Origin of the sequence: Streptomyces sp. NPDC057474 (genome assembly GCF_042802555.1) — a bacterium.
Lineage (GTDB): Bacteria > Actinomycetota > Actinomycetes > Streptomycetales > Streptomycetaceae > Streptomyces.
Map to the genome: position 1 here is coordinate 18,041 of NZ_JBHVDX010000130.1, position 9,836 is coordinate 27,876.

Sequence of the window (9,836 nt, forward strand, 5' to 3'; positions counted from 1 at the left end):
CCGCGACATGCACGCTGACCACGCATGACCCGTAGTACCTGAGACGGACCCGGACAGACCCTCCTCACTGGTGACGACGTCGACCCCGCCCCCCACCTACCGTTTTCCACATGACCGAGACGACCCAGACGCAGACGATGCCCTTGCGCGGCGGGGGCAGGCCGAGCAGCAGCCCGGAGTTCCGGGTGGCGATGGACGCGTGGCGCAGGCTGCGGCAGGACCTGTTCCACGACGCGTTCGCCTACCGACCACTGCCCCGCATGAGAACGGACGGCCTGCTCACCAGTCGGCTCTCCGGCCGCATGAGGGAGTACGCGGGCTGGACCCCGCACGCGGTGGTGGTGACGGCCGGTCTGTTGTCGCTGTCCATCGCGGCATCCGCCAGCCAGGGCAGCGATGAGGTCGGCATCATGCTGTCCGTCCTCCTCGCCCTGTTCCCGGTACTGCTGACGCTGATCCGGCCCGTCGGAGCCTTCTGGGTGTCCATGGCCGCGACCCCTGTCACCGGGGCGTTCAGCGACGCGTGGAGCGACTGGCCCTGGGTGGCCGGTAGCTTCGCCTGCCACGTGGTGGTGCTGACGGTGGTGGCGCTGCGTACCCGGCCGCGCACGGCCGGGTGGATGTGGGCCTTGACCGCGACGTACGGATTCCTCCTCGAAAGCACCGTCGGCGCGGGGCACTACGCGTCGAACACAGGTCCATTTCTGGTCGTATCCGCGATGGCCTTGCTGGCCGCCTCCGCCGTGACCATACGCCGCACGGCCCAGCAGGAGGTGACCGCCCAGCAGACCGTGACGGCCCACGAGCGTTCCAAGCGCACCCTCCTGGAGGAGCGCACCACGATCGCCCGCGAGCTGCACGACGTCGTCGCCCACCACATGTCGGTCGTCGCCATCCAGGCCGAGGCCGCGCCCTACCGCGTGGAGAACCCGCCGCCGGAGCTGGAGCAGGCCTTCGCCACGATCCGGGAGAACGCGGTGGCCGCGCTCACCGAGCTGCGCCGCGTCCTCGGGGTGGTCCGCGCCGAGGACTACGAGGCCCCGGACGCCCCGCAGCCCACCCTCGCCGACCTCGACGGCCTGCTCGCCAACGTGCGGGAGGCCGGCCTCACGGTCGACAAGGTGGTCACCGGAGGGGTCCGTGAACTCCCGCAGGGCGTGGAGCTGTCGGCGTACCGCATAGTGCAGGAGGCCCTCAGCAACACCCTGCGGCACGCGCCCGGAGCGACGGCCCGGGTGGAGATCGGCTACGTCCTGGGCGGCCTGGGCCTGCGCATAGTCAACGGCCCGTCCCCGGAGGTGACCCTGGTGAAGTCCACGCACGGCGCCGGCCACGGCATCACCGGCATGCGCGAGCGCGTCACGATGCTGAACGGCGAGATGACGACGGGCGAGACGGCCGACGGAGGCTACGAGGTGACGGTGTTCCTGCCGGTGTCCAGCGCGAGCGAGGCCGACGCATGACGATCCGCGTACTGATCGCCGACGACCAGATGATGGTCCGCGAGGGCTTCTCGGTGCTGCTCGGCGCGATGCCGGACATCGAGGTGGTCGGCGAGGCGGTGAACGGCCGGGACGCGGTCGACCGGGTCCGGGAGCTGTCGCCGGACGTCGTCCTGATGGACATCCGGATGCCCGAGCTGAACGGCATTGAGGCCACCCGCGAGATCGTGGCGTCGGACGGCGGGGCGAGGGTGCTCGTCCTGACCACGTTCGACCTCGACGAGTATGTGTACCAGGCACTGCGCGCGGGAGCCTCCGGTTTCCTCCTCAAGGACGCCTCGGCCCGCCAACTGGCAGAGGGAGTACGGGTGGTGGCCGCCGGGGAGGCACTCCTCGCCCCGTCCGTCACCAAGCGCCTGATCACGGAGTTCTCCAAGCTGGCCCAGGCCCCCCGCCCCTCGGCGGCCACCCAGCTGGCGTACGGCGAACTCACCGACCGCGAGACCGAGGTCCTGGTCCTCATCGCCCAGGGCCTGTCGAACTCGGAGATAGCCGAGCGCCTGGTGGTCGCCGAGTCCACGATCAAGACCCATGTGAGCCGGGTCCTGGTCAAGCTGGGCCTGCGCGACCGCACCCAGGCGGCGGTGTTCGCGTACGAGGCGAGGTTGGTCACGCCCGGCTGACAGGGGCCCATGGGACGGCTTTGCCGAGTCTGTCGAGGTCATGCGGCCGGATCCCCCTGTTCATCGGGCCCGCTCGCGGGTTAGCGTCCGGTCATGGCACCTGCTTCCGACCTCGCTTTCGACCCGTGGGACCCCGACTTCCTGGCCGACCCGTACCCGGCGTACGCGGAGCTGCGGGCCCGGGGCCGGGTGCAGTACTTCGAGCCCACGAACCAGTGGCTCGTCCCGCACCACGCGGACGTCTCGGCGTTGCTGCGGGACCGGCGGCTCGGGCGGACGTACCAGCACAGGTTCACGCACGAGGACTTCGGTCGCGGCGCGCCGCCGGAAGAGCACGAGCCGTTCCACACGCTGAACGACCACGGGATGCTCGACCTGGAGCCCCCGGACCACACGCGGATCCGGCGGCTGGTGTCGAAGGCGTTCACCCCGCGCACGGTGGAGCGGCTGAAGCCGTATGTGGAGGACCTGGCCGGTGAACTGGTGGCCGGGTTGGTGGAGGCCGGCGGGGGTGACCTGCTGACGGATGTCGCGGAGCCGCTGCCGGTGGCGGTGATCGCCGAGATGCTCGGTATCCCCGAGTCGGACCGGGCGCAGTTGCGGCCCTGGTCGGCGGACATCTGCGGGATGTACGAGCTGAGTCCGTCGGAGGGGACGGCGAAGCGGGCGGTGCGGGCGTCGGTGGAGTTCTCGGAGTATCTGCGGGAGCTGATCGCGCACCGTCGGGCGGAGCCGGGCGAGGATCTGGTCTCGGGCCTGATCGCCGCGTACGACGAGGGCGACCGCCTCACCGAGCAGGAGATGATCTCGACCTGTGCGCTGCTGCTGAACGCGGGCCACGAGGCGACGGTCAACGCCACGGTGAACGGCTGGTGGGCGCTGTTCCGGAACCCGGAGCAGTTGGCGGCCCTGCGCGCGGACCGGTCGTCGGTGCCGGCGGCGGTGGAGGAGCTGATGCGGTACGACACCCCGTTGCAGCTCTTCGAGCGGTGGGTGCTGGACGACATCGAGATCGACGGGACGACGGTTCCCCGGGGCGCGGAGATCGCGATGCTGTTCGGCTCGGCGAACCACGACCCGTCCGTGTTCGCCGACCCCGAGAAGCTGGACCTCACCCGTGAAGAGAACCCGCACATCTCCTTCAGCGCGGGCATCCACTACTGCATCGGCGCCCCCCTCGCCCGTATCGAACTGGCGGCCTCGATGACGGCCCTCCTGGAGAAGGCCCCGACCCTCGCCCTCGCCACCGAGCCGACCCGGAAGCCGAACTTCGTGATCCGGGGCCTGGACGGCCTATCCGTCGAGGTCTGAGAAACCCCCACCACCCGAGCCCGGCGTCGACCCCGAGCCCGGCGTCGACCCCGAGCCCGACCCCGCTGCCTGCCCCCGTCGCCGGGCCAGCAGCAGCGCGATCACCAGGCAGACGACGGCCGGGAGGGCGGCTCCGGCCAGGGCAACGAAGGGGAGTTCGGTGGCGAGGACGGTGTAGTCCGTGCCCTCGCCCTCGAAGCCGCCTCGGAGGCGGCGTTGGGTGCGGTCAGAGGTGCTCCACGCGAGCGTCGCGGTCACCGCGCCCACCGCCGACAGCGCACACCCACCACACCCCAGGGCGCTCTGCCGATCCAACCCCCGGCCCCCTCGTTCCCCTCGTTCCGCTCGCCCCGCCGCTCCGGGCTGCTCCGGTTGATCCATGACCGGAGGGACGCGCCCCGGCCGGCAGTGGTTCTCCAGGGCGCCCCCACTTCAGCTGCTCAGATCCCGCCGCCGCAGCCCTGCCAGTCCTCCCGCCACCAGCACCACCGCGAGCCCGGTCAGTATCAGCACCGGCGCCCACTCCATCTCGCCGCCCGGCAGCTTCGGGAGGTGGCCGAAGGGGGAGAGATCGAGGACGGCTCGGGGGGCGTTGAGAGCGGGGCCGATCCAGCCGACGAGGAGGACGGCTCCGGCCAGGCCCCAGGCCGCTGTCGCCGCTCGGGGCGTGAGCCCGTGGAGCAGGACGGCCGCGCCGCCGATGACCCACACCCCGGCGACCTGGACGAGGCACGCGCCCAGGATCGGGCCGGCCTCCTTGCCGTAGCCGAGGGTGAAGCCGAGACCGGCGAGGAGCATGATCCACACAGTTCCGCCGAAGGCGACGACCAGGTGCCCGGCGGCCCAGCGGAGCCGGCCCACCGAGTTCGCGAGGAGCGGTTCGGCGCGCCCGGACGTCTCCTCGCCGTGCAGGCGCAGCACGGAACTGACGATGTACAGCGCGGCGATCAGGCCGAGCATGCCGATCATCGAGGCGAGGAAGGCGTTGGTCAGGCCGGACTGGCCGCCCATGCGTTCGAAGATCTCGCGGGCGCCCTCGTTGTCGCCGACGAAGTCGGCCATGCCCTCGGTCAGCCCGCCGTAGACGACCCCGGTGAGGAAGAAGCCGATGCTCCAGCCGAGGACGCTGCCGCGCTGCAGCCGCCAGGCCAGCGCGCCGGCCGTACCCAGTCGGCCGGCCGCCGGTCCCGGCCGGGTCGGCAGGAAGCTCATGCCGACGTCCCGACGCCCGGCGAGTTCGTACGCCACCACGCCCTGGACCGCCGTCGCGGCCACGAACAGCAGCAACACCCACCACCGCTCATCCGCGAACGAACGCTCGTTTTCCAGCCACCCCAGCGGCGACATCCACGTCAAAAAAGACGAACCTCCGTTCTCGGAAGCGTCGCCGGCGGCCCGCAGCACGAACGCCGCGCCCAGTATCCCCGCCGTCAGCCCCCGCGCCAGCCGTGCGCTCTCCGTCAGCTGCGCGACGACCGCCGCCATCGTCGCGAACACCATCCCGACGCCCGCGATCCCCAGCCCGAAGGCGGGCGCGCCCGCCGCCCCCTGCCCGGCCAGCCCGAGCGTGACGAGCAGCGCCAGCCCAGCGTTCGCGACGGCCGCCGTGAGCAGGGCGGACGTCAGGGAGGCCCGGCGACCCACCATCCCGGAGGCAACCAGTTCCTGGCGGCCGCTCTCCTCCTCGTCGCGGGTGTGGCGGATGACGACGAGGAGGCTCATGACGGCGGCGAGGAGACCGGCGTAGACGCCGACGCGCCAGGCGGTCAGGGCGCCGAGGGAGTCGTCGAAGACGGGGCCGACCAGGGCGCGCAGTGACGAGTTGGTGGTCATCTGGCGCATGAGGTCGGCGCGCTCGGCGGCGGTGCCGTAGAGGGTCTTCAGGCTGTTCGGCATGGACAGGACCATCAGCCCGGTCACCGCGACCCAGACCGGGACCATCACGCGGTCGCGGCGCAGGGCGAACCTCAACAGGGTTCCCGTACCGGCGAGTTGACGGACCCCGCCGGACCGTACGGCGAAGGCGGCTGGGACGGTGGTGTCGGTGTCGGCGTTGGTGGTCATCGCGTGACCGCCCCTTCCGCCTGGTAGTGCCGCAGGAACAGCTCTTCCAGGGTCGGGGGCGTGGACGTCAGGGACCGTACGCCGGACTCGGTCAGGGAGCGGAGTACGGCGTTGAGTTGGTCGGTGTCGACCTGGAGGTGGACGCGGTGACCCTGGACGTCGAGGCCGTGGACGCCGGGGAGGTGGGTCAGGCCATTGGGTGGGCCGGCGAGTTCGGCGGTGACGGTGGTGCGGGTCAGGTGGCGCAGGTCGGCGAGAGAGCCGCTCTCGACGGTGACGCCCTTGCGGATGATGCTCACCCGGTCGCACAACTCCTCGACCTCGCTGAGGATGTGGGACGAGAGCAGGACCGTACGGCCCCGGTCGCGCTCCTCCCGTACGCACCGCTGGAAGACCTCCTCCATCAGCGGGTCCAGACCCGAGGTCGGCTCGTCCAGGATGAGGAGGTCCACGTCGGAGGCGAAGGCGGCGACGAGGGCGACCTTCTGGCGGTTGCCCTTCGAGTAGGTGCGGCCCTTCTTGGTCGGGTCCAGTTCGAACCGTTCGATCAGTTCCGCGCGGCGCCCGGCGTCCAGCCCGCCCCGCAGCCGGCCGTACAGGTCGATGACCTCGCCGCCGGACAGGTTCCGCCACAGGGTCACGTCGCCGGGGACGTACGCGATCCGGCGGTGCACCTCCACCGCGTCCGCCCACGGGTCGCGGCCCAGGACCTGCGCGGCGCCCGAGTCGGCGCGCAGCAGACCGAGCAGGACGCGGATGGTGGTGGACTTTCCGGCGCCGTTGGGGCCGAGGAAGCCGTGGACCTCGCCGGTCTCGACGGTCAGGTCGAGGCCGTCCAGCGCATGGGTCCGTCCGAAGGACTTGTGCAGTCCGGATACCTCAAGGGCGGGGTTGGCCTTCATCATGTTTCAGAACGTACGCTTACTTCAGAAATTTGTGAAGTTAAGGAAGCGTATGAATCACCGGTAGGCTGGTCGGTGGTGTCTGACCAGGGGATATCAAGGGGATGCCGAGGGAGTTGATCCAGGGATGGCGGATTCGAAGGCCGGAGCGGAACTGGGAGTGGGCGCCGGAGCGGAGGCCGTTGGGCGCGACCCCGAGTCGGTCTCCCGTTTCGTCGAGCACTTCGCGGCGCAGCTGGTCGAGGCCGGGGTGCCGCGTATGCCGGCCCGGGTCTTCGCCGCGCTCCTGGCCTCCGACACCGGCGCGCTGACCTCCGTCGAGCTGGGCGAGCAGTTGCGGATCAGCCCCGCGGCCGTCTCCGGCGCGGTCCGCTATCTCGCCCAGGTGCACCTGGTGTCACGCGAACGCGAGCCGGGTTCGCGCCGCGAGCGCTACCGCGTCCACAGTGAGCAGTGGTACGAGGCTCTCACCAATCGCGAGGCCATCATCAAGCGCTGGGAGGAGTCGTTGCGCGAGGGGGTCGCCAGTCTGGGTGCGGACTCCCCGGCCGGCCGCCGGCTCTCCGAGACCCTCGCGTTCTTCGAGTTCATCGAGGTCGAGGTCGAGGGCATGATGGACCGCTGGCGTGCCCACCGCGACAAGACCTTCGGCCGCGGCTGACCGACGACCCGGCTCGCCCCTCGTCCCTCGTCCCTCGCCCCTCGTCCCTCGCCCCTGTCCCTACTTGTCCGTCTTCTCGGCGCCTGTCTCCGTGCGGCTCGCCAGGCGTTCGTAGCGTTGCCTCGCGGCCTGGGGGGTCTGGAGACCGAGGCCGAAGGCGATCTCCGGCCAGGTCATGCCCCGGCCGCGCGCCATGTCCAGTAGGCCGACCTCCAGTTCGTCCATCTCGCCGCGAGCGAGGGGGACGAGGCTGAGCGCGGCGGTGATGTCGGCGCGGTCGACCTCGGCTTCACCGTCCTCGAGGAGGGCGGCGCCGCTGAGCAGGAACGACACCAGCCTGATCGCCTCGTGCGGGCCGAGGACGTAAGGGTGGACCTGGCGGCGACGCTGCCCGTCCGTGGCCGCGTGCCGCTCGGCGATGCGGAACAGGGACGTGTGGACGCGCTGGGCCCGCGCCTCGTCCGCGCTCGGGGGCGTGAAGGGGTCGGCGGGATGCGGAGGTGTTGACGACATACAGGCAGCATGGGATGCAAACAGAATGTTGTCAACGAATTATTTGCGATGACGGTCGGTCGGCGGGAAAGGCGACGCCCGCCAATTCCCCGGAGACCGGAGGGCGTGGTGGCCTTCGCCCTGCGAGGGTGCACGCCGTAGCCGGGGCGCGCCCCCTTGCTCTTGTTCGCCGCGCGTACGTCACCGCCGCCCGCCGAACTCCCAGTCGTGCACCTCGACGGTGGCGTACCGTTCCCCGTCCAGTACGGCACGTGCCGCGCCCCTGTCCGGGGCCCGGACCAGCGCCGCCGTGCCCAGCCAGGCCGTGCCGTCGTCGGACAGCAGCGGGCCGTACGCGATCGACTCGTCCCGCCACGCGGCCGGTACGGCGAGATCGGCGGCGCCCCTCGAACCAGGGTCGGAGCCATGGCCGGGGCCGAGTCCGAGTACCAGGTATCGATGGCCGCCGCTCCGCCCACCCGGAAACTCCCACATCGTGCGGCCCAGCAGGTTCCGCCACCGGCGCAGCAACACGTCCCGGTACACGCCCGCCTGCTGGTTGGGTTCGTCGAACGCGAACGCCCGCGCCACGACGGGGTCCGGCAGGTCGACGATGTGCACGCTGCCGGCGGGTGTCTCCCCGTCCTCCCCGAAGGTCGGCCCGCGAGCGATCAGCTCCTTCGCGTACCCGTCCATGTACGACCAGTGCGCCTCCACCAACTCGTGGCGCAGATCGAGGGAGCCGGGCCGGTCGCGGTGATAGCAGAAGAACTCCATGCCCGAAGACTCTCCATGCAGCGACGCCATCGCAACGGGCTTTCCCGGAGAGAGAGTTCGAGACACCGGTTGGTGGAGTTCGCGGCAGTGCGGCCGGTCCAGGCCGCACTCCTCAGTTTGAGGCGTTCTGCCGTGCCGCGCCCACCGCCTTCCTGGCCGCGCGGTGTCGCCTGGCCAGCCGCATCGAGTGAAGGCATGAGACGCCGTCCCTGCGGCAGGCGTCCATGCAGGCCACGGAGTGGTCCAGCCATTCGCTGAACGTGGCCATGATCGCGTCGGGCGACGGGGCGCCGCCCCCCGGCCGCTTCGGTTCGTCACTCATGCCGTACGCCTCTCACCCAGGTAAGCCGTGACGTACGCCCGCACGAGGTCTCCCGCGTCTCCCGCGTCTTCCTCGTCCTCTTCGTCCAGGTCCAGGCCGTAGTCCGGCTTCGGCCGCGCCTCCCAGCAGGGTTCGCGGGGCGGGAACGCCAACCACCGGCCGCATGTGGCCCGGTACCGTTCCGCCCGCGCGGCCCAGCGCCGCCAGCGTCCGCGGTACGGGCTCAGCATGGGCGCTCCGGGACGACGAAGTAGGCCCACACGCACTTGGTGAACGGCCGCGACTCATGGCCCCACCGCTCGGCGAGCGCGGCGACGAGCACCAGGCCGAGCCCGCCGTCCTGTTCGGCGTCCGCCCGCAGCGTCGGCACCTTTGCCTTGTCCGGGTCCGACACCTCGACCAGCACGCCGCATCCCCGGACCGAGACGACCACCTCGACCTCGGCGAGCGTCACCCGACAGTGCCGGACGGCATTGGTGACCAGCTGGCGTCGTCACGGTGGCGATGTCATGGGCGAGTTCACCGTCCAGGGCCCAGTCCTTGAGGATCCGCTGCACGTGAGAGCGGGCTTCGGGGACGTGTCTTCTGCGCTTGGGGATACGGAAGGAATCGCGACGTGGGGTGAGTGCGGGCATGAGAATGAACCCCCTGACGTACAGCCAAGTTCACGCCCTGTAGCGGTGCGTGCACGATGAGGCTAGGGCTCAATTTTTTGTTTTCGCAACTGAGTCAAACGCATGCATGCAGTTTTGCTTCCTGCGGGAGTCGGTCGGCCCCTAGGGTTGGGGTGGTTCAGACCGAGAGGGGATGCGATGCCCGCAGGGGGACGGCCGACGGTGCGCAGTAGGCGACTTGGCGCTGCGCTCAAGCGGTACCGACAGGCCGCCAAGCTCGACCAGTTGGCGGCGGCTGAGGTACTCGGGGTGGATCCGGCCCGCGTCAGCCGCATAGAGAGTGGGCTCGTGACCGCGCGCATCCTTGAGATCCGGGTGCTGCTGAACGCCTACGGCGCGGATGATCCGGAAGTCCGCAACAAACTTGAGGACTTGGCCAAGAGGTCGAAGAACCGTGGTTGGTGGCTCGAACATGAACCTTCCCCTTGATCGTGGACACCTGGAGACTGGGACGTGAGTTCCAGAGGAAGTAGTGCCAGGTGGGAAGTAAGAGCAACCGCAGCAGGCG

General features: G+C 70.5%; 13 protein-coding genes. 5 read left to right on the top strand and 8 right to left on the bottom strand.

Going from position 1 to position 9,836, the window contains the following annotated elements:
- The first annotated feature begins 110 nt into the window (after positions 1–110).
- The 3 genes from ACFU53_RS29795 to ACFU53_RS29805 all read left to right on the top strand — a co-directional run bounded on the left by ACFU53_RS29795 (position 111) and on the right by ACFU53_RS29805 (position 3,436).
- Positions 111–1,463 (top strand): sensor histidine kinase, encoded by a 1,353-nt coding sequence (locus tag ACFU53_RS29795; RefSeq protein ID WP_383998978.1) that lies wholly within the window; start codon positions 111–113, stop codon positions 1,461–1,463.
- Positions 1,460–2,125 carry a response regulator gene (locus ACFU53_RS29800; RefSeq protein WP_383998981.1) on the top strand — a complete coding sequence of 222 codons (666 nt, stop codon included), beginning with the start codon at positions 1,460–1,462 and terminating at the stop codon, positions 2,123–2,125. Before ACFU53_RS29795 ends, ACFU53_RS29800 begins: the two co-directional genes overlap by 4 nt.
- A gap of 93 nt (positions 2,126–2,218) precedes the next feature.
- Positions 2,219–3,436 carry a cytochrome P450 gene (locus tag ACFU53_RS29805; RefSeq protein WP_383998985.1) on the top strand — a complete coding sequence of 406 codons (1,218 nt, stop codon included), beginning with the start codon at positions 2,219–2,221 and terminating at the stop codon, positions 3,434–3,436.
- On the opposite strand, the gene ACFU53_RS29810 is transcribed toward ACFU53_RS29805, so the two are convergent.
- The 3 genes from ACFU53_RS29810 to ACFU53_RS29820 all read right to left on the bottom strand — a co-directional run bounded on the left by ACFU53_RS29810 (position 3,419) and on the right by ACFU53_RS29820 (position 6,405).
- Complete coding sequence (locus ACFU53_RS29810; RefSeq protein ID WP_383998988.1) at positions 3,419–3,694, bottom strand: hypothetical protein; 276 nt, start codon at positions 3,692–3,694, stop codon at positions 3,419–3,421. The two genes, ACFU53_RS29805 and ACFU53_RS29810, sit on opposite strands and share 18 nt — an antisense overlap.
- Before the next feature lie 174 nt (positions 3,695–3,868).
- Complete coding sequence (locus ACFU53_RS29815) at positions 3,869–5,500, bottom strand: ABC transporter permease (RefSeq protein ID WP_383998990.1); 1,632 nt, start codon at positions 5,498–5,500, stop codon at positions 3,869–3,871.
- A complete protein-coding gene (locus ACFU53_RS29820; RefSeq protein ID WP_383998993.1) occupies positions 5,497–6,405 on the bottom strand; it encodes an ATP-binding cassette domain-containing protein in 909 nt (302 codons plus the stop codon). Before ACFU53_RS29820 ends, ACFU53_RS29815 begins: the two co-directional genes overlap by 4 nt.
- Before the next feature lie 124 nt (positions 6,406–6,529).
- Here ACFU53_RS29820 and ACFU53_RS29825 point away from each other — a divergent pair, with 124 nt between their 5' ends.
- Entirely contained in the window at positions 6,530–7,063 is a 534-nt protein-coding gene (locus ACFU53_RS29825; RefSeq protein ID WP_383998996.1) for a GbsR/MarR family transcriptional regulator, read from the top strand.
- Between the two features lie 60 nt (positions 7,064–7,123).
- Here the strand turns inward: ACFU53_RS29825 and ACFU53_RS29830 are convergent, their stop codons facing one another.
- The 5 genes from ACFU53_RS29830 to ACFU53_RS29850 all read right to left on the bottom strand — a co-directional run bounded on the left by ACFU53_RS29830 (position 7,124) and on the right by ACFU53_RS29850 (position 9,108).
- Positions 7,124–7,576 carry a DNA-binding protein gene (locus ACFU53_RS29830; protein WP_383998999.1) on the bottom strand — a complete coding sequence of 151 codons (453 nt, stop codon included), beginning with the start codon at positions 7,574–7,576 and terminating at the stop codon, positions 7,124–7,126.
- Between the two features lie 180 nt (positions 7,577–7,756).
- A complete protein-coding gene (locus tag ACFU53_RS29835; RefSeq protein ID WP_383999002.1) occupies positions 7,757–8,332 on the bottom strand; it encodes a YciI family protein in 576 nt (191 codons plus the stop codon).
- A gap of 112 nt (positions 8,333–8,444) precedes the next feature.
- Positions 8,445–8,654: a hypothetical protein gene (locus ACFU53_RS29840; RefSeq protein ID WP_383999005.1), complete on the bottom strand. Its 210-nt coding sequence runs from the start codon at positions 8,652–8,654 to the stop codon at positions 8,445–8,447.
- The gene (locus ACFU53_RS29845) at positions 8,651–8,884 is read right to left on the bottom strand and encodes a hypothetical protein (protein ID WP_383999008.1); all 234 of its coding nucleotides are present in this window, start codon (positions 8,882–8,884) and stop codon (positions 8,651–8,653) included. Before ACFU53_RS29845 ends, ACFU53_RS29840 begins: the two co-directional genes overlap by 4 nt.
- Positions 8,878–9,108 (bottom strand): ATP-binding protein, encoded by a 231-nt coding sequence (locus ACFU53_RS29850; RefSeq protein WP_383999012.1) that lies wholly within the window; start codon positions 9,106–9,108, stop codon positions 8,878–8,880. Before ACFU53_RS29850 ends, ACFU53_RS29845 begins: the two co-directional genes overlap by 7 nt.
- A gap of 358 nt (positions 9,109–9,466) precedes the next feature.
- Between ACFU53_RS29850 and ACFU53_RS29855 the strand changes: the two genes are divergently transcribed.
- Positions 9,467–9,757: a helix-turn-helix domain-containing protein gene (locus ACFU53_RS29855; protein WP_383999015.1), complete on the top strand. Its 291-nt coding sequence runs from the start codon at positions 9,467–9,469 to the stop codon at positions 9,755–9,757.
- The last annotated feature ends 79 nt before the right edge of the window (positions 9,758–9,836 follow it).

What these genes read in the sequence shown, in the direction of transcription:
- ACFU53_RS29795 (WP_383998978.1), top strand. Translation starts at nt 111, where the DNA reads ATGACCGAGACGACCCAGACGCAGACGATGCCCTTGCGCGGCGGGGGC.
- ACFU53_RS29800 (WP_383998981.1), top strand. Translation starts at nt 1,460, where the DNA reads ATGACGATCCGCGTACTGATCGCCGACGACCAGATGATGGTCCGCGAG.
- ACFU53_RS29805 (WP_383998985.1), top strand. Translation starts at nt 2,219, where the DNA reads ATGGCACCTGCTTCCGACCTCGCTTTCGACCCGTGGGACCCCGACTTC.
- ACFU53_RS29815 (WP_383998990.1), bottom strand. Translation starts at nt 5,500, where the DNA reads ATGACCACCAACGCCGACACCGACACCACCGTCCCAGCCGCCTTCGCC.
- ACFU53_RS29820 (WP_383998993.1), bottom strand. Translation starts at nt 6,405, where the DNA reads ATGATGAAGGCCAACCCCGCCCTTGAGGTATCCGGACTGCACAAGTCC.
- ACFU53_RS29825 (WP_383998996.1), top strand. Translation starts at nt 6,530, where the DNA reads ATGGCGGATTCGAAGGCCGGAGCGGAACTGGGAGTGGGCGCCGGAGCG.
- ACFU53_RS29830 (WP_383998999.1), bottom strand. Translation starts at nt 7,576, where the DNA reads ATGTCGTCAACACCTCCGCATCCCGCCGACCCCTTCACGCCCCCGAGC.
- ACFU53_RS29835 (WP_383999002.1), bottom strand. Translation starts at nt 8,332, where the DNA reads ATGGAGTTCTTCTGCTATCACCGCGACCGGCCCGGCTCCCTCGATCTG.
- ACFU53_RS29840 (WP_383999005.1), bottom strand. Translation starts at nt 8,654, where the DNA reads ATGAGTGACGAACCGAAGCGGCCGGGGGGCGGCGCCCCGTCGCCCGAC.
- ACFU53_RS29845 (WP_383999008.1), bottom strand. Translation starts at nt 8,884, where the DNA reads ATGCTGAGCCCGTACCGCGGACGCTGGCGGCGCTGGGCCGCGCGGGCG.
- ACFU53_RS29855 (WP_383999015.1), top strand. Translation starts at nt 9,467, where the DNA reads ATGCCCGCAGGGGGACGGCCGACGGTGCGCAGTAGGCGACTTGGCGCT.